Source organism: Phycisphaerae bacterium, from assembly GCA_035384605.1.
Lineage (GTDB): Bacteria > Planctomycetota > Phycisphaerae > UBA1845 > PWPN01 > JAUCQB01.
In genome coordinates, this window is the sequence record DAOOIV010000044.1 from 21,860 (window position 1) to 40,534 (window position 18,675).

Sequence of the window (18,675 nt, forward strand, 5' to 3'; positions counted from 1 at the left end):
TTGTCGGCGGAAAGCAATCCTTGTCTGACGGAGAAGGTCATAGTTGTGCGCGTTTGGACGATTGTGCTGCTGTTGATACTGCACGCAGACACGCCGGCCGGAATCACCGTCGAATTTGACCATCAACAGGGACCGGCGGTGACCTGGCACGATGAAGGCGGAAATGTCCTGTTTTCCATGGAACCGCTCGTTCGGTGGAAGGGCGGTCGTGCATCGACTTCCGCTCGAACCGGGGACGGCGAATGGAAGGTCCATCTGGGAATCGAGAACCTGACGTGTGTTGTCAAAAGCCTGGATACAGGCCCGTACGGTCAGCGACGCTTCGCGATCGTGATCAGTAATGCAGGCTCACAGGATATCCGCGGCGTCCTCTTGCCGCCGTTTACGCGCTGGACTGATGCCCCGGAGCAGGTGCAGCAGGCTTGCCTCGATCATTTCGCGCTGTGTCCTCCCGAGTTCGTGGCCGGCGGGGTCGGAAGGCATCCCGTGTGGGTCCCGGTCGAGTTTTCCCGTGATGTCTTTGCCACGATGCCTGCCACGACCGGGCGAGCTTACGTTTGCTCATTGCTGACCAGGGACCACGGCGAAGGGCAAGGGACCGAAGTGATTCTGAAACCCGGTCGATCGGCGACGTACACCTTGCATCTCGACGTCGGGATCGGTAACCGGTCTGAGGCCCTCAGCGAAACCTATCGTCGGCGTGGCGGATACCGGGTCGATCCCTCCAAGTACGATTATTCCGAGTACAACCATCCGGATCTGGCCTGGTCAAGAAATATCGTGGTTGGCTGGCTGAACTGGGCGTGGGACCAGGAGGTCATGGACCCGCGCACGGGACGGTATCGGTTGCTTGAGTCCCTTGGCAACGCTCGCAGACTCTTCGGGGGTTACGACGTTTTCATGATCTGGCCTTTCTGGCCGCGGGCAGGATGGGACGCCCGTTATCAGTTCGAGCACTTCCGCGATATGCCCGGCGGCCTCGAAGGATTGGCGGAGCAGGTTCGCAAGGCGGAGACCATGGGTACGCGGACGATCATTGCCCACTGCATCTGGAGCGAAACCGATCGCGATCCGTCACAGCAGGGACATCTGGATTCTTACAGGGAACTCGTGAACACGGCCCACGCCGTCGGGGCGCACGGCGTCCTGATGGATATCATGGACACGACTCCGCCTGAGATCCGCGAGATGGCCCGAAAAAGCGGCCGCGAACTGCTCCCCTATGCCGAAGGCGACAACGGCTGGTATCAGAGCCAGACCAACTTGCTCGGACGGATCCACAATGTCCATAAAATGCCATACTTCAACTTCAAAAAGTATCTACTGCCCCATCAGCCGCAATTGCGGGTATGCCAGGATGGGGCCGCCGGCCGACTGCTGCGCAGGGATTTTGTGCTCAGTTTCTTCAACGGGCATGGCGTCGAGATCAACACGATGTTTCCCGAGAAGCGGCCTTCCTGCCAGGAGGATTTCGGTGTCCTGGCCCGGGCGGTCAACATTCTGCGCACCAACAGGGCCAATTTTTCCTCGTTGAATTGGGAGCCTTTCGTCGGCAGCCTGGATCGTGAAGTGTGGGTCAATCGCTGGCCGGCGGCGGGCAAGACGATCTACACGCTGTGCGGGACTGACCCTGGCGGCCATCAAGGCGTGCTCCTTCGATTGCCGCATCGTCCTGAGGTGCACTACGTCGACTTGTGGAACGACCGCCCGGTTGACGTCCGGCGCGAGGGAGATCATGACCTTCTGAGTGTGCGGATCGAGCCCTATGAAGCCGGTCGCCAGGGGGGCGACGGGGATTTTTCCGCAGGGTGTATCGCGGTCCTGCCGCGAGTCCTGGACGCCGAACTGGAATTCGAGATGCTCAAGGTCACCGTAGACCGAATGTCGCTGCCGGCAGTGGTCGAGATCTGGTGTAATCGAGTACGACCGGATACCAATCCCCTGCGAGTGCCTGCCGCAGAGCGAGTCCAGTTGGATCTCTACCAGGCATTCGGTCGTCATACCAACGACGCAATCGTGGTTCGACTGCTCGATGCGAACAACCAACTGCTGGATCAGGTGGTGTTGCCGGAAAGCGTACTTCGCTACTTCCGCATCGACAAGCCGGGGAGGACGGCGCCGGTTGACCCTGAGTCGCCGCCGGCCGGAATGATCCGCGTTCCGGGCGGGGAGTTCTCATACGTCGTCAAGCACGGGGCAACCACGTGGATCCCGTGCTATCACACGTTGGACCAGTACGGTCCCGGTGAGGCCTCGAAACCTCGGACGGTGCACATCGAGCCCTTCTGGATCGACCGATCTCCCGTCACGAACGCCGAGTATGCCGAGTTTGTCCGCGTTACGGGTTACAACCCCAAAGACGCAACTCACTTCTTGCATCATTTCGTCGATGGGAAACCGCCTGTTGGCCATGAGGATCATCCGGTGGTTTACGTGAGTTACGATGATTGCGTGGCATACGCGAGCTGGGCTGGCAAACGCTTGCCGACGGAGGAAGAATGGCAGTTTGCAGCCGGAGGCGAAGACGGCCGCCCATGGCCTTGGGGGTTCGACGAACCCCAGGCCGCGCGATGTCCCATTGACGCCAAGGGCACCTCCGCCGTGTTGAAACATCCCCGCGGAGCCAGTCCTTTCGGTGTGGAGGATCTTGTTGGTAATGTGTGGCAGTACACGGCCAGTCTGTCCGACAATGGCCGTCACCAGGTTGTCTTTCTGCGGGGCGGCGGCTGGTACCAACCGCCCGGCGGGCATTGGTGGGTCAGAGGCGGGCCGCGCCGAATCTATGATCACCACCCTTTGCCGCTCTTCGGCCCGGGCATGAATCGGTTGGCGACCGTGGGCTTTCGGTGCGTCAAAGATGAATAGATGACCGGCCACCCAACCCCGCAGGTCACCGGACCCTCATAACCTCGCCCGTCAGTTCCGCATGCCGGAGACCAGGTCCAGCAGCATGAACACGGCGAAATTGTGGAACAGGTGCATCGTGATGGGTGCCACGAGACTCTTTCGCCAGGCAAACAGCGAGCCCATGATCAGTCCCAGAAGAGTGATGCCGCACACTGCCCACCACCCTTGGTAGTGATGCGGCAGGCCGAACAATACCGCTCCGATCACCACGGCCAGCCACCATCGGCGAACCAGTGCATGCAAACGCGTCAGCAGGAAACCGCGAAAGACGATTTCTTCGTAGATCGCGATGCACAGGCAAAGAGCAAGCATCTGTTGCCAAGAAAGCTTGGGAAAGCTGGCTTCAATCGCCTTTTGGGCCGCCGATTGCTCCTGGAGGACGGACGGAAACAGGACGACAATGACGCCCCCAAACGCCAGGAGTACGACCCAAGTCGCAAGCAACGAGGCGAAGCCGATGCCCAGGTCAAGGTGCCACTGGCGCATGGTCAACCCGATGCTGCTGATCTTGCGGTTTCCAAGCCACACGAGCAGTATGCAAGCCAGTACGGCACCGAGGCCCAAGCCCATGGAGTCGGCGATTCGGAGCCATCTTTCATCGGCAGGCTCGAAGCTCTTGCCCACGCTGTACCCCACCACGGCTCCGACGGCGGCCACCGGGACTGCCAGGATGATCTCGATAACCGCCCGGGCCCGTGACAACGGCTGCTCCGTTTCTGCCGGCGCCCTACCGGGAACACAGACGGGGGCATCCGGCCAAAGGACGGTGATCGTGATTGGCCGGGCAAATGGCATGCCCGGCGCCATCCATGCTATCGGCGGCCGGGTTACTGCCAGGCCCGCGTGGCCCTCCGCGTCGGGCGGAGAGTCCGGCGGGCCGCCCTGTGGTGGCGGGGCGATATCGTGTTCATCAGGGGTGGTCGGTTCCATACGTCTTCCCGGACCCTCGACAAGGCCGCTTCATTTCGCCGAAAGCCACATCCGCGGTCCGATTGTGGCGACGAAGCCTTCGCCCACAATAGGGTAGTCTCTTAGATACGTGGCGATCGTATCGGCCGAGACGGCATCCACTTCCGCCAGCCTCTCTTCCATCGTGCGGGGGCTGCCGCGATAGTCGATATCATCGGCAATTTGTCCGAGGCGGTAACCGGGGGCTTCAGATTCACTTGTCAGCATCGTGCGGCGATGATTCTTTACCCGTCGTATTTCCTTGGGCTCCGGTCCGTCTCGGGTCAATTGCTCGGCCTCGCGACGCATGGCCTCCAGGAGTCTCTCGGCGTTTTCCGGTTCGCACAGCCCGACCAGAATGATAACCCCGAAATCGGCGTACTCCTCCCGGATGACGCTCACCCGAGTGGCCAGGCCCTTCTGATGGATATTCCAGAAGAAGCGCGAGTTGCTGCCGCCGAGGATGGCCGCCACTGCCTCGGCGGTTTCGTCGAGGGCGTGAGTGGTCGGGACCGAGGGGAATGCTACTGCAACCGCTTGCTGGTGGAAACGGTCGATGATCCGGCCGGTTGCCCCCGTCCTCAGCGCAGGCGGGTGCCCATCACGGCCTTTGTTTATTACGGACGGCCAGCTACCACAATACCGGCGCGCCAGGCCCATCACCTCGGCCGGATCGACGTTTCCCGTGATGATCAGAATCATGTTGCTCGCGGCGTACTTGCGGCCGAGATAGTCCCGCATGTCTTCCGGCGTCATGACTCGAATCGTCTCCTCATAACCGAGCACGGGACGCGAGATGGGGTGGCCCGGGCAAAGCTCCTCGTACAGAGAATCATAGGCCAGGGCGGACAGGTCATCCTTGTAGGTCGCAATTTCCTCGAGGATGACGTCCTTCTCGATCTCGAATTCTCCGGCCGGAATCGACGGTCTCATCAACTCGGCCAGCAACTCGATTTGCCTGCCGAGGTCCTCGCAGCGGGCCCAACTGTAGTAAAAGGTCTGGTCCTTGCTGGTCTGGGCGTTGGTGTCGGCACCGATCTCGTCGAAGCCGATGTTGAGATCCTCGGAGGTTAGCCGCTCATTTCCCTTGAAGCACATGTGTTCCAGGAAGTGAGACATGCCGGCCAGACGCGGCGGATCGTCCCGCGATCCGGCTCGGACCAGAAAGCCGCAAGCCGCCGATCGGGTTTCAGGCATGACCTCGACGGCCACGATCAACCCGTTCGCTAGTGTTTCCTGAAAGAACCGAGTATGGGCCATGTTCTTGCCTCGAAAAAGCGCGACCGACGCAGCCTTACCTGAAGTCTTTCAGACATCTGGGGCCGACCGTGACGATGCTCAGTTGCTCGCGAGGATGCCGTCGCAGGTACTGTCGGACGTCGCCGATTGTGACAGCCCTGATGCGAGACAGCTTTTCCTCCAGTGGGATGGGCCGGCCGAGGTAAAACAGATCGTTGACGATGCGTGTCGCTTTGGCCCGGGTTACGTCGCCGTGGGTCTGCGCCGATGCCAATATGCCGCTGATGGCTCTCTGGACTTCAGACTCGGTGACGTCGTCGGCCAGCCGATTCACTTCCTTGAGAAGCATTTCCGATGTCGCCTCAAGGTTTTGAGGAGTGCAGGACGAGCCCAGATGGATCATTCCGCCCGTTCGGGGCCGGTCAAACCAGGCCCCGACCCAATAGACGAGACCCTGCTTCTCCCGGATGGACTGCCAGAGTCGGCTGCTCATTCCTCCCGACAGAAGGCCGATGATCACGCGTTCCACGGCCTCATCTTCGTCCACGGCCGACGCTCCGGGAAAACACACCCCGATTTGTTCCTGCTCGAGATCTTTCTGGCGATGCGACTGTCCCGGACGGAACCCAAGCGGAAATGACAGCGGCAAAGATGCGTTCACCACGGGGTCGTTGAGGCCCGTTGCCGGAAAAAGACGCTCGAAAAGGTCCGCCACGGCGCTCGGGTCAACGGCACCGGCCACTGAGACAAGCAAACGGTCAGGCTTCAGGTACGTCCGCCAGTGCTCGACAACGTCCTCGCGACCGATGCGCTCGACGGTGGCAGGCTCGCCGTAGACGTGGCGGTTCAGAGGGGGGCTGTACGCCTGTTGACAAAGGCACTTCTTGGCCAGTTCGAGAGGATCGTCCTCCAGGGCGGCCAGCGATTGCCGGGCGAGTTCGACCGCCACCTCGCAAGCCTCGCCGGGGAAGCTGGGTTCGTTGATCATCTCGGCGAGCAGTTCCACGGCCTGCGCCACGAACTCGGGCAGGCATACGCATGAGATGACGAACGTTTCCCTCGCCGCCGAGACGGCGTAGCTGGTGCCGATTTCGTCAAAGGCATCGTTGAGAGCCCGACCGTCCCGCCGCTGCGTTCCCTTGGTCATAGTCTCGGCCAGGATATGGGCCACGCCAAGCCGGTCGGGCCGTTCGTAGGCGTAACCGCCCAGGAAACGCATCTCGATGGCCGTAACCGACCGGCGACCGGTTGGCAGAACCGCCAGGTCGATTCCGTTGGCAAGGCGGAGATAGTGAACGTGTTCATCCCCAGGCGTCATCGTTGGTACTGCACCTCGCGGGTCCGGTTCGACGCTTCGGCCGGCGTCTGCAAGAGGCTCGTCCAAGGGTTCCTCACTCAAGCTCCGTTGACCAGAGGGTCGCCGAGGAGCTGCGACAGCTCCGCGAGCTTGGCCTTCAGCATGGCCTCGTTGATGGCCTCAACGTTGAGTTCAACAAACGACCGGTCGGCGGCGGGGCGGGCATTGAACCACCAATCCTCAAAGATGACGGTGATGCCGTCGAGATAGTTGATGCTTCCATTGTTGTACTTGTCGGACAGGACGGCAACGATATCCGTCTTGCCGTCCAGGCGGAAACGCCGTTCGCCCGACCTGGCGTAGCGCTTGAGTGAGGCGACCAGCTCGTCCAGCGGCCTGCCCGTCTCGGTCAGGATGTTCAGCACGTGGACGAGCGTGATTATTGCCGATTCGCAGTAGAAATTGTCACGATAGTAATAGCGCCCGTTCAACTCGCAGGCAAACAGGCCTTTGGCATCGGCAATCGCCTTCTTTACGAAGGCTTGGTTTCCGCGTTCACGCCTGGGCAACCCGCCGGCTTTCCTGATTTCCTCCGGTAGCGCGCGGCTGCTCCGAAGGTCATAGATCACACTCTGGCCGGGATTGGACTTGAGCAGTTCTCGCGCCAGCAGGGCCCCGAGCGTATCGGCGCGGATGGGCTGAGCTTTGTTGTCAACGAAGACGCAACAATCGGCATCGCCGTCGAAGCACACGCCCAGTTCCGCGTTGATTCGGAGCAATCGTTCCTGGAGCGGCTTGAGGTTGTCCTCCACAAGGGGGTCGGGGTCATGGCTGAACTCGCCGTTATGCTCGAAGTTGAGGGGGGTGATCTCAAGCCACTCGACGTCGTCGAAGATGATCGGCAACCAGCGGCCGGCCATCCCGTTGGAGGCGTCCACGACCAGTTTCAACGGCCGCTCGGAGTCGAAGCCCGTAACCGGGTCGGCGAGGAAGCTGCGAACGTATTCCTTGTACGGACCGCTCAAGTCAAGCCGGCGGAGATCCGGCATCTGAGGGGCGGAGTGACGGGTGGTGTTCAACACCGTCTTGCTGATCTTGACCAGCCCGGTTTCGCTGGTAATGGTGCGGCCCTTCTGACCGCACAGCTTGAAGCCATTATGGGTTGCGGGTCGGTTCCCGCCGGTCACCTGGACCCCCCCGCAGGCGCCGAGGCGATTCACCGCAAAGTAGAGCTGGGGCGTGTCGATCATCCCAATGTCGATCACCGGCGAGCCTCCGCTGCGCAGGCCTTCAATGAGCGACTCGGCCAGCTCGCGGCTGGTCTTTCGCATGTCGATGCCGACAACCACCGTCGCCTTCTCGACCTGACTGCGGTCGTAGCCGCGAAGCTCCGATTTCAGAAACAACGAGGTTGCCAGACCCACGCGCCAGGCCATCTCCTGGTCGAGCATGTCCGGGCAGGTGCCCAGAATGTCGCACTGACGAAACAGACGTTCGATTCGACGGCGGTCAGCCTCTTCAATGCTGGCCGCGGCCCCCGGCAAAGGCACGGGAACCGGTTTGTCCTTCTTTTCGTCATCGTTGAACTGGCAGCCGACGCATTTGGGGAAGTTGCTGCGCCTTCGCCCGAAACAGATGGCGTCGGAAATCCGGATTCTCTCCTCGCCAGGGCAGTAGCGATGATACTCCTGGATGCTCTGCGCGGGCCTTTGTTTGACCCGAAGCGGCGTCGCTTGCGGTTGCTGAACGGTGTCCTGGCTTTCGTCTCTTTCGGTCGTCATGGCCATAGTCTACCCCATGGGGCCCGCGGGTCCACAATTGTACATCGGCTGACGAGGCATTGCACGGGAGTCGGTGCCTCGTGAGCGCGTGGGTCGATGACGCTTTTTCGCAGCTTTTTTCGGGATCCCGAGCGTAAGCGAGGGCCCAGACCCCCAAGGCGGCGGGGTTGCAGGGGGATAGCGGCCCGCGACTGCAATTCTGAAAGGACCTTCTGAAAAAACCGTGGCGCATCCTTGCCGGATTCGCCGCCGACTCTGAGCGGCGGTCGGGTTTCGCGTCATTGACACTCCCTGCAGCAGCATTAGAATGCCGCACAAGCTGCCTCTGGAAAGGGCATGTTCGGGCGCGAGCTGGGATTGGGCGGGGTGAGCTGCCCGGCCCGACAGCCGGTGGCGGCTGTTCAAGGAGTGCCGATGTCCCTGCCTGGATGCTCCAAGCCCGTCTGTGGCCTGATTGCGTTTCTCCTCCTGATACAGGTCATCGGTTGCGAGTCCTCGCTTCGAGACGCGGGCCGTCCGTCCGCCGATCCGCACGGACGCCGAGCTCGGATGGTTGCCGAGGCCAGGCTGTCGGCCGACGAGCCGGCGGCGACCCGGCCTTCGGGCGACGTGCCCTCCCGCATGATCGCCCCTGCGGCGATTCCGCCGCTGTCCCAGGAGGAGGTCATCGACCGGCAGATCCCCGATCCGAAAGATTTGCCCGAGGCCTTGAGAAAACAGTTGGCCCGCACGATCGAGGCGATCAATCGCAACGATCGCCTGACCGCTGAACAGAAAACTCAGCAGATCGACGAAAAAAGAGCCAACTTCGAGAAGCGATTGCCCGGCATCGAGAACAGACTGAAGGTCATCGAGCGCCCTCACGAAATCAGGTTGAGCTTCGCCGACGCAATGCGTCGCACCCTCGTCAACAGCTATGGTATCGCCGCCCAGAGCTACAACCCGGCCATCCACACGGCCCGCGTGGTCGAAGCAGAGGCGATGTTCGATGAGGTCTTCTTCGCCAATTTCCAGAACAACAAGCAGGACCGGCCGAGCAGCTCCCGGCTCGAAAGCAACAACAGCCAGCTACGAACTTTCGAGGGCGGAGTCCGCAAGATGCTTCCCACCGGCATGCTGGTGCAGTTCAGCTACGCCTGGAACCGCAGCGAAACGGACCTGGTTTTCCAGACCTTCAACCCGACCTATTTCAACAGTTTTGTCGTTCAGTTTCAGCAACCCCTGCTTCGCGGTTTCGGGCTTGATTACAACCGTGCCCAGATCGAGCTGACGAAGCTCGACCGCGAGATGAGCATCGAGAGACTCAAGCGCGATGTGCGAGAGATCCTGTTCAGCGTCGAGCAGGCCTATTGGCAGTTGTTGCAGGCCCGGCGGGTGATCGGCGTCGTCAGCCAGTTGCTGAGCGACCTGGAGATCATCCACAAGGACCTCAAAGAACGGTTCGAGGCCGGTTACGACGTCTACGGGGTGCAGCTCAGCTTCATCCAGAGCCGGATCGAGCGGCACGAGGCGGAATTTGTGGCCCTGACCAAGCGAGTCAGGGATGCGGAGGATGCGCTGAAACGGTTGATCAACGATCCGGAAATGGATCTCTCAAAAGATGTCGGCATTATCCCTGTCGATCTGCCGCTCATCGAGCCGGTGGTCCTGGATCAGATAGGCGAGATTGCGGTGGGGCTCTCCAATCGCGAAGAGTTGCGAGAGGCCAAACTCGCGATCGAGAAGGCCGAAATCGGAATCGGTGTGGCCAAAAACCAGGCGCTGCCGAAACTTGACCTCCTGTTCCGGTACGTGGTCGACGGCCTTGGCACCAATTCCGACCGGGCGTTCAGCCAGTTGTCGGAAAACGATTTTCACGAGTATGTCGTCGGTTTGCAGTTCGAGTGGCCGATCGGCAACCGTGGTCCCGAGGCCAAGCTTCGGCAGGCCCGCCTTCAGCAGGCCCAGGCCATTGCCGCCTACCGCGACCAGATCGAGAACGTGATTCTCGAAATCCAACAGGCGATACGGATGATTCAGTCGGAGTATGAGCAGGTCGGCCCCAGCTATCGGTGGGTGACATCGTCCGAGGAATGGACCGAAGCCACCAAGGCCCGCCAGGAAAGACGAGACGCACCCAATCTGCAGATCGAGATGGACTCGTACGAGTCGCTGTCCATGGGCCGTCGACAACTGCTCGACTCGCTGGTTCGATACAACGTTGCCCTCAGCAACCTCGAACGGCAGAAGGGAACGCTGCTCGAGTACAACAATATCGTGATCCGCGGTGCCGAGGATCCCAAGCAGATGGCCCCTTATCGGCCGGTGCAGGGCGGCGGCCTGGCGGAGTAAGCGCCTGCGATACTTGTTGCCGCCGCCGGCCGAACGTTTTTGGCCGGCTGCAGGCCGGCGAGCATTTCCCGACTACAATGTAGCGGCCCTTGTCAACGCGAGACGGCTGATTCTATGACAACGGAAGGATCTCACACCCCCGTGCCCCTTCACGCGAGCCACCCGCGAAACTGGCGGGAAAACCTTTACGTTTACCCGGTGATCAGCCGTCGCAGCGGCGGCTTGTCCATCGGCATCAATCTGAATCCGGACAAGGCCTGTAATTTCAACTGTGTCTACTGCCAGGTGGACCGCGACGCACCGGCGGCGGTCAAGCGAGTTGACCTCGCCCGGCTTCGGACCGAGCTCGAAACCACGCTGCAATCCGCTGCGAGCGGGGATCTTTTTGTTCGCCCCCCCTTTGACCGCGTGCCGGAATCGCAGCGAAGAATCCGTGACATCGCGTTCTCGGGCGACGGCGAGCCCACCGGCGCACCTGAGTTTCCCTCCGCGGTCCAAATCGTTGCCGAGCTGCGTCGAGCCTGTGGCCTCAGCGACGCCAAGACCGTGCTGATCACCAACGCCGCCTTCTTGCATCGACCACCCGTGCGGGAAGCCCTGGCCCTCATGGACGCCAACAATGGCGAGATCTGGGCCAAGCTTGACGCAGGAACGGAGGAATACTTTCGCGGGGTCAACCGCCCCAGTGTCCCTCTGCAGCGAGTGCTCGACAACATCCTCGAAGTCTCACGCGTGCGGCCGGTGGTGATCCAGTCCTTGTGGATGAAGCTGCACGACCGGCCCCCGCCGCAAGCCGAGGTGGAAGCCTTCGCCCAGAGACTCGCCTGGCTTGTCCGGGTCGGCGGCCGCATTCGCCTTGTGCAGGTGTATACCGTCGCTCGCCAAACGGCCGAACCGTTCGTCGCGCCCTTGGACGATGACGCACTACGCGATATTGCAGACCGGATCAAGGCAATTGTCGATGTGCCTGCCGAGATCTACGGCTCGTGATACGACGCTCGCACGACAAGCCGTTCCCGCCGCTGGACAGATGGCCGGCCCTGCTCTAATATGCGTCATGTTGCATCCGATGATCAGGTCGTCGTGTTCATGATGGGCATGATGGGTTGGAATCCGACGTTCGGCAATTGGCGCCTCTTGCGAGCGCGCTTCTCCATAGGGTAGGGTAGTGTTCTTGATTGTTGGCCTGCTTAACAGGAGGAAACTGGTGATGAGATGCAAATCTGCAATCGGGTTCTCGCGAGTGCTGGCATTGGTCGGCCTGAGCTTACTGGTGCCGCTCAGCGGCCAGATGTGTAGTCCCGGTCCTGGGCCGGGGGCCACGGTGTGCATCGAGCTTTCCGACGACATCGACACGGCCACGACCTTGTCGGCGGCATGTTACCGCGTGACTTCCAATATCGACGTGAACGCGCCCCTGACCATCAACCCGGGCGTGACCTTGGAGTTCGACGCGGGCCGGTCGATGAGCGTCAATTCGGGAGGGTCGCTCCGTGCCGTCGGGACAACGGAGAATCCGATCGTGTTCACCGGCCGGGAAGCGGTTCCGGGCTATTGGGGCGGGCTGACGATCTACTACTCCAACTCGAGCAACAACCGTCTCGAGCATGTGACCATCGAGTACGGCGGGAGTTCCAGCGGAGCAAACCTGACGACCACCGGCACGGCAACCGAGCCGCCGCGTCTGGCGATCGTCAACTGCACGCTTCGAAACAGCGCCGGGTACGGCCTGTACCTCGACGGGGACAGCGTGATCACCGACTTCTCGACCAACACGTTAACCGGAAATGCATTGGGTGCCGCCTCGGTGGCCCAAAACGTGATCGGAGTGTTGGACGCGGCCAGTACCTATTCAGGCAACACCCGGGACGTGGTTAATGTTCACGGCGGCTCGGTCAGCAGTGCGCAAACCTGGCAGGCGATCGACGCCGATTACCTCTTTGACTCCAGCGACCTCGACGTTGACGCGGACCTGATCATTTCGGCGGGCGCGACCCTGGTTTTCGGGCAGGCCCGAGCGGCGTGGATTAACGAGAACGGCTCATTGAAGGCGATCGGTACCTCCACCGCCCCGATTGCCTTTACCGCCAAAGAGGCGACGGCCGGCTATTGGAAAGGCGTCGAGTATTACTATTCCAACTCGGTAAACAACCGTCTCGAGCATGTGACCATCGAGTACGGCGGGAGTCCCAGCGGAGCAAACCTGACCACCACCGGCACGGCAAGCGTGCCGCCGCGTCTGGCGATCGTCAACTGCACGCTTCGCAACAGCGCCGGGTACGGCCTGTACCTCGACGGGGACAGCGTAATCACCGACTTCTCGACCAACACGTTAACCGGCAATGCATTGGGTGCCGCCTCGGTAGCTCAGGATGTGATCGGAGTGTTGGACGCGGCCAGCACCTATTCAGGCAACACCCGGGACGTGGTTAATGTTCGCGGCGGCTCGGTCAGCAGTGCGCAAACCTGGCAGGCGATCGACGCCGATTACCTGTTCGATTCCGACGATCTCATTGTTGACGCGGACTTGACCATTTCTGCCGGTGCGACGCTGGTTTTCGGGCAAGGCCGGTATGCGTCGGTTAACGAGAACGGCTCATTGAAGGCGATCGGTACCTCGACCGCCCCGATCATCTTTACCGGCAAACAGGCGACCGCCGGCTACTGGGAATGCTTGCTCTATTACTACACCACATCGGTCAACAACGTTCTGGAATATGTGAGGATCGAGTACGGCGGCGGCAGCAACTCGGGAAACTTGCGTCTCAGCGGAAACGCACGGGCCACGGCCAGAAACTGCACGTTTGCTCATAGCGGCGGATACGGCGTTTATGTGGACAGGAATGCAACCATCAACAATGATGTCGAGACGGCAAACCAGTTCTCAGATAACGCCTTGGGGAACGTGTTTATCTCGCCGTGAGCGGTCTCCGTGGTTTCCGAGTCTCGCTTGAATTCGCCTCCGGCGGCCGGAACGGCCTGCCGGAGGCGGATCCTTTTAGTCCCTTCCGTCGCAACTGGTGCGCATTTTGCGCGCATGTCTCCCGATCGTCGGGTGCCATGCCCACGGCTTTGCGTGGGCATGCGCCTTTGAATCCTTGCGGCCGGACATCGGTGGGGTTCGCGCGCATATTGCCGGTCTACGCGCGCTTGGCCTGCGGCCCGCAAGAAGGCGGTCCGCCTCAGGTCTCTGAGGCTCAGATGCCTGTTCGGCCGGCTTCGACCCGCCTGAGAAGCTGGCGACAGGCTCCCCGCTAGTCGATGCAGTGACAGGGGCGATTTGGGTTCCCAGTAGGCCGAGCGGTCGAGAAGAGGCTGGCAGTAGTCCCCAGGAGGCGTGCTCAGTGGGATGCCAGCGTGACAGGGCGTCGGCCGTACCGTATACTGTCGGCATGGTGACGCGGCGCCGTCACAGGCCCGGCAAGTTTGAGACAAGGTGCTTTTGAAGGAGTGACCAGATCATGACAGGCAGAAGCAAACACACGTCCCACAGCGCGGTTCCGTTCATTTTACTGGCGACCCTGATTCCTCTGAGTGGACCGATTTGCAGGCCGGCTACTCCGCCGGATGGCAACGGCGATGAGTGCACCTACACGACGCTGGGTTCCGACATCACGTCGGATACCACCCTGGCGGCCGGCTGTTACGACGTCACCGGCACTCTTGAGGTCTCGGCCGGGCTGACTATCCAGCCGGGCAGTACGCTGCGTTTCCAGGCCGGGTGTGGGCTGGAAGTAACTGCTACCGGATACATTAGCGCGATCGGCACGGCCGATTCGCCCATCGTCTTCACCGGAGCAACCCAAACCCGCGGGTCATGGAGCGGAATACGGTTCATGGACAGCAGCTCCGCAAGCAATCGACTCGAATACGTGACCATTCGATACGGCGGTGCGGCCGGTTCCGGCGGTTTGTATTTGTCCTCCACCGACGAAACGACGAAGGTCGCCATTTCCCATTGCACGCTAGGGCAATCTGCCGGTAGCGGTTTGTTTGTGGTGGGCGATGCTGATCTCACCGGCTTTGCCTCCAATACGCTGACGCAGAATACGCAGGGACCATGCGTGTTGCCGCCCAACGTGGTGCAATACCTTGATCTCGACAGCGACTACACGGGCAATGACCAGCCCTCGATCATTCTGAGCGAAGGAACGGTCACCGACGGCCAGATCTGGGCCGACCTGGGAGTTGACTACCAGGCCACGACCATTGAGGTTGCCAGAGATCTCACCATTTCGCCGGGCGTGACCATCGCCTTCACCAGTGGCGGTTCCATGAACGTGCAGAGCACAGGTTCGTTGGGGGCCGTGGGCGTCCCCGGACGTGAAATCATCTTGACGGGGGTGACGCAGACGCCCGGCTCCTGGGAAGGCTTGAGCTACACCGATACCTCCTCGCCAAGCAACAACCTGACGCTGGTGACCATCGAATACGGTGGGGCGACGCGCGCCAATCTCAGCCTGAATACCGCACCGGTCCGGGTTTCTGCAAATGAGTGTACCTTCGCGCACTCCGCCACCTGTGGGATCTACGTTGCCGCCGGTGCCACGATCAATACCGACGTTGCAACGGTCAATACTTTCACCGACAACGCCGGCGGCGACGTGTGCCCGTAAGCCTGCGGTGGCGGCCCAGTCATCAAGGTAATTCACCCGCCCGCCGGTCCGCCTTTGCGATCCGCAGCGGCGGGTTGTATCGGAATCGCTTACGTGTTATTGATATGGACCCTGAAGGCCGGTCTTCTGAAGGCCGGCCTTTGTCTTTCGTTTCGAGGACGGACGAGCGATGAGCGATCCCTATTTCCAGGCGTTGTTCGCGGACCGGATCGGCGGGGCCCAGTATGGCAAGGGCACGGCCATCTACAAGTTCGAGAAAATCAAGCGGGCCAAGCGGGCCGCGATCAAGGACTTCCCGGACCGCCCGCTGCTCGACTTCGGCATTGGCGAGAATGACGAAATGGCCCCCAGGCCGATCCGCGAGGCCATGAAGGTCGAAGTCGATCGGCTGGAGAACCGTGGTTACGCCGATAACGGTATCCCCGAGTACAAGGAAGCTGCCGCCGCTTTCATGAAGCGAGAATTCGGCGTCACCCTCGATCCGGTTACCGAGGTTAATCATTGCATCGGCTCTAAGCCCGCTCTGGCCATGCTGCCGGCTGTTTTTATCAATCCGGGCGACATCACCCTCATGACCGTCCCGGGCTACCCCGTGGCCGGCACGCACACCCAGTACTATGGCGGCTCCGTCTTCAGGCTGCCGCTCGAGGAAAAAAACGGCTTCATGCCCGATCTCGACGCGATACCCGATGATATCCGCCGCCGCGCCAAGCTGCTGGTGCTCAACTACCCGAACAGCCCGACCGGGGCCTTGGCAGATGAAACGTTCTTTCGTAAGGCGATCGATTTTGCCCTTAAGCACCAAATCGTCGTGGTCAACGATGCCGCCCACATCATGCTGACCTATGGACGCAGGCCTCTGAGCTTCCTCCAGATCGATGGGGCGAAGGAGGTGGGTGTCGAGGTTCACTCCATGAGCAAGGGCTTTCACATGATCGGGTGGCGGCTCGGCTTCGTGGCTGGCCACGAGCGGATCGTGCGGGCTTTTGCGGACGTAAAAGACAATTGCGACAGTGGGCAATTCATGGCCATCCAGAAAGCGGCGATTGTCGGCCTGAACGACCCATCGATTCCCGTTGCCGTTCGCACCAAGTACGAACGACGACTTCGCAAGCTGGTGGCCACGCTCAATGAGATCGGTTTTGACGCAAAGATGCCCGGAGGGACGTATTTCCTCTATGCCCGTTCGCCCAAGGGCATCCAAGGCGGACCGACGTTCGCGACTGCCGAGGATTGCTCGCAATTCCTGATTCGCGAGCGGTCGATCTGCACCGTGCCGTGGGATGACGCCGGGGCCTACCTGCGATTCTCCGTCACTTACCAGGCGCCGACCGAGGCCGATGAGAATGCCCTCATGGCCGCCCTGAAGGACCGGCTGGCCGGGGATCGGTTCGTCTTCTGAGGGTTCAGGGTTCAGACCGCCGGGCTAATCTGAAACCTGAGATTGCGGATCTGAAATCAAGCCCGCACGCCCACGCAAAGCTCTGGGCATGGACCACTTCACTGAACCCTGAACCCTGAGCCCTGAGCCCTGAGCCCTGAGCCCTGAACCCTTCTGCTTCCTTGCCCCGCTCGGCTACAATTCCCGCCTATGACCATCGAGGCCGAGAAGCTCACCATCCGTCGACTGGGCCGGACCGTCCTGCGGGAGGTGTCCCTGCGGATCGACGAAGGCGACTGCCTGTCGATCATTGGTCCCAACGGCGCGGGCAAATCCACGCTGATGGGCGGGCTGCTGGGACTGATCCCGGCGGCAAGCGGCGATGTGCGTCTCGACGGCCGACCTCTCGGTTGCTTCAGCCGGCGCGAAATAGCTTGTCGTATCGCCTACGTTCCCCAGATACACGAGGGTTACATGGGTTTCCGGGTCCGCGACGTGGTCGAGATGGGTCGCTACGCCCACGTGCGTCCCTTGGACCCGCTTTCCGACGTTGACCATCGGGCGATCGCGCATGCCGTTGAGGCCTGTCGTATCGACGACCTGCTCGACCGCACAATGGACACCCTTTCCGGCGGTGAACGGCAGAAGGTTTGGATTGCGGCAGCCTTGGCCCAGCAAGCTCCGGTGATGTTCCTTGATGAACCGACCAACGCTTTGGATCCTGCCCATCAGGCGGAACTGATCCGGATTATGCGTCATCTGGCAGGGGGGGCTCATACTTTGGTGGTGATCTGCCATGATCTCAACCTGCCCATTGCCCTGGGTGGCCGGGTGGTGGCGATTCGGGAGGGGCGGATCATGTTCGACGATCGCGTCGAGACCCTTCTGGATACCTCGCGCTTGCGAGAGTTGTTCGGGACGGAGTTCGTGTTACACCGTGGCGCAGACGGCGGGGTCTCGGTCCAGCTACGTATCTGAGGCTCTTACATGACCGCAAGGCATTGGCAAGCTTACGTCCTCCTGGCGGCGATGCTGGCGATCGTAACGGGCATATCGATCGCGGTAGGGACCACGGGCGTACCGTTTTCGCGGACTTGGAACGAACTCGGTTTGCCGCGGTTGCTGATGGGCATGCTGGCCGGCGCGTCGCTGGCCGTTGCCGGAGCGATGTTCCAGTCGTTGTTCCGCAATCCGTTGGCTTCGCCTTATACGCTCGGCGTCTCCAGCGGGGCATCGTTGGGCGCGGCCGTCGTCATCATGCTCGTTGGTGGGGGCTTATGGCACGGCGTACCGGCGGTCAGCCTCGCGGCTTTTGCCGGAGCGGTCGTCTGCATGAGCGTGGTTTACATGGTCGCGAACCTTCGTCGGGGCGGCGGCATTGGCACTCTGTTGCTGGCCGGTATCACCATCGGGTTCATTTGCTCGGCCCTGATCGTGATGGTTCTTTTCCTGGCCCGGCGCTACGACCTGGAAGCGATTCTGCAGTGGACAATGGGATCGCTGCAGGTCGTCGGTTTTGATCCTCTGTATGAAATACTCGCCATGGCGGCCCTCGGTGGGGGGGTGGCCGCGTGGCTGCACCGCGATCTCGACTTGTTGATGATGGGCGAGGTCGTTGCCGCCGGGCGGGGCGTGTCGGTGCGCCGTTCACGCCTGGTGGTTTACTTCGCCGCCTCCTTGTTGACGGCCGGCGTGGTCGCTCAGTGTGGTCCGATCGGCTTCGTCGGATTGATGATCCCGCACCTTGCCCGCTATATGGTCGGGCCGCGGCACCGGTACCTGCTGCCTGCCTGCGTCCTGACCGGGGCCGCGTTTCTCCCGTTATGCGACCTCCTGGCCCGAAATGCGATGTGGTGGCTGACCGGCGATTCCCGGCAAGTACCGGTCGGCGTCCTGACCAACCTGATCGGCGGCGCGTTCTTCCTGTACCTGCTGCTTCGCGGCCGGGGCGGGGTAGGAGGAATGTAAACTTGGAACCTTACGGCCGGATATGTGTGCGGCTTGCGCATGTTTCTGGATCGCGGTACGCTTGGGTTGCGGCCCGCAAAAAGGCGGTCCGCCTTATAGTCTCTTCCGTCGCAACTGGTGCGCATTTTGCGCGCATGTTTCTGGTTCGCAGAGCGCCGGGTGCCATGCCCACGGCTTTGCGTGGGCATGCGCCTCCAAATGAATCCG

12 protein-coding genes are annotated in these 18,675 nt (G+C 61.3%); 8 read left to right on the forward strand and 4 right to left on the reverse strand.

Annotation, left to right across the window (positions count from 1 at the left end; genetic code table 11):
• Complete coding sequence (locus PLL20_11390) at positions 1–2,865, forward strand: SUMF1/EgtB/PvdO family nonheme iron enzyme (GenBank protein ID HPD30591.1); 2,865 nt, start codon at positions 1–3, stop codon at positions 2,863–2,865.
• A gap of 51 nt (positions 2,866–2,916) precedes the next feature.
• Here the strand turns inward: PLL20_11390 and PLL20_11395 are convergent, their stop codons facing one another.
• The 4 genes from PLL20_11395 to PLL20_11410 form a co-directional block, all read right to left on the reverse strand.
• Entirely contained in the window at positions 2,917–3,837 is a 921-nt protein-coding gene (locus PLL20_11395) for a type II CAAX endopeptidase family protein (GenBank protein ID HPD30592.1), read from the reverse strand.
• Positions 3,838–3,867: 30 nt separating this feature from the next.
• Positions 3,868–5,115, reverse strand: a complete 1,248-nt coding sequence (locus PLL20_11400; GenBank protein ID HPD30593.1) for a pitrilysin family protein — start codon at positions 5,113–5,115, stop codon at positions 3,868–3,870.
• A gap of 34 nt (positions 5,116–5,149) precedes the next feature.
• On the reverse strand, positions 5,150–6,412 hold the full coding sequence (locus tag PLL20_11405; protein ID HPD30594.1) for a pitrilysin family protein: 1,263 nt from the start codon (positions 6,410–6,412) through the stop codon (positions 5,150–5,152).
• A gap of 77 nt (positions 6,413–6,489) precedes the next feature.
• On the reverse strand, positions 6,490–8,172 hold the full coding sequence (locus PLL20_11410) for a hypothetical protein (GenBank protein HPD30595.1): 1,683 nt from the start codon (positions 8,170–8,172) through the stop codon (positions 6,490–6,492).
• A gap of 414 nt (positions 8,173–8,586) precedes the next feature.
• Between PLL20_11410 and PLL20_11415 the strand changes: the two genes are divergently transcribed.
• From PLL20_11415 to PLL20_11445, 7 genes are all read left to right on the forward strand, one after another.
• Complete coding sequence (locus PLL20_11415) at positions 8,587–10,503, forward strand: TolC family protein (protein ID HPD30596.1); 1,917 nt, start codon at positions 8,587–8,589, stop codon at positions 10,501–10,503.
• A gap of 141 nt (positions 10,504–10,644) precedes the next feature.
• Complete coding sequence (locus PLL20_11420) at positions 10,645–11,493, forward strand: radical SAM protein (protein HPD30597.1); 849 nt, start codon at positions 10,645–10,647, stop codon at positions 11,491–11,493.
• Between the two features lie 220 nt (positions 11,494–11,713).
• Positions 11,714–13,426 (forward strand): hypothetical protein, encoded by a 1,713-nt coding sequence (locus tag PLL20_11425; GenBank protein HPD30598.1) that lies wholly within the window; start codon positions 11,714–11,716, stop codon positions 13,424–13,426.
• 538 nt (positions 13,427–13,964) lie between these two features.
• Positions 13,965–15,119, forward strand: coding sequence for a hypothetical protein (locus tag PLL20_11430; GenBank protein HPD30599.1), 1,155 nt, complete (start codon positions 13,965–13,967; stop codon positions 15,117–15,119).
• 169 nt (positions 15,120–15,288) lie between these two features.
• The gene (locus tag PLL20_11435) at positions 15,289–16,521 is read left to right on the forward strand and encodes an LL-diaminopimelate aminotransferase (protein HPD30600.1); all 1,233 of its coding nucleotides are present in this window, start codon (positions 15,289–15,291) and stop codon (positions 16,519–16,521) included.
• Positions 16,522–16,710: 189 nt separating this feature from the next.
• Positions 16,711–17,478: an ABC transporter ATP-binding protein gene (locus tag PLL20_11440; protein HPD30601.1), complete on the forward strand. Its 768-nt coding sequence runs from the start codon at positions 16,711–16,713 to the stop codon at positions 17,476–17,478.
• A gap of 9 nt (positions 17,479–17,487) precedes the next feature.
• Positions 17,488–18,468 (forward strand): iron ABC transporter permease, encoded by a 981-nt coding sequence (locus PLL20_11445; GenBank protein ID HPD30602.1) that lies wholly within the window; start codon positions 17,488–17,490, stop codon positions 18,466–18,468.
• Positions 18,469–18,675: the final 207 nt, after the last annotated feature.

Excerpts from the sequence above, each read along its gene's own strand:
- PLL20_11395 (HPD30592.1), bottom strand. The coding sequence starts at position 3,837 with ATGGAACCGACCACCCCTGATGAACACGATATCGCCCCGCCACCACAG.
- PLL20_11400 (HPD30593.1), bottom strand. The coding sequence starts at position 5,115 with ATGGCCCATACTCGGTTCTTTCAGGAAACACTAGCGAACGGGTTGATC.
- PLL20_11405 (HPD30594.1), bottom strand. The coding sequence starts at position 6,412 with ATGACGCCTGGGGATGAACACGTTCACTATCTCCGCCTTGCCAACGGA.
- PLL20_11410 (HPD30595.1), bottom strand. The coding sequence starts at position 8,172 with ATGACGACCGAAAGAGACGAAAGCCAGGACACCGTTCAGCAACCGCAA.
- PLL20_11415 (HPD30596.1), top strand. The coding sequence starts at position 8,587 with ATGTCCCTGCCTGGATGCTCCAAGCCCGTCTGTGGCCTGATTGCGTTT.
- PLL20_11425 (HPD30598.1), top strand. The coding sequence starts at position 11,714 with ATGAGATGCAAATCTGCAATCGGGTTCTCGCGAGTGCTGGCATTGGTC.
- PLL20_11430 (HPD30599.1), top strand. The coding sequence starts at position 13,965 with ATGACAGGCAGAAGCAAACACACGTCCCACAGCGCGGTTCCGTTCATT.
- PLL20_11435 (HPD30600.1), top strand. The coding sequence starts at position 15,289 with ATGAGCGATCCCTATTTCCAGGCGTTGTTCGCGGACCGGATCGGCGGG.
- PLL20_11440 (HPD30601.1), top strand. The coding sequence starts at position 16,711 with ATGACCATCGAGGCCGAGAAGCTCACCATCCGTCGACTGGGCCGGACC.
- PLL20_11445 (HPD30602.1), top strand. The coding sequence starts at position 17,488 with ATGACCGCAAGGCATTGGCAAGCTTACGTCCTCCTGGCGGCGATGCTG.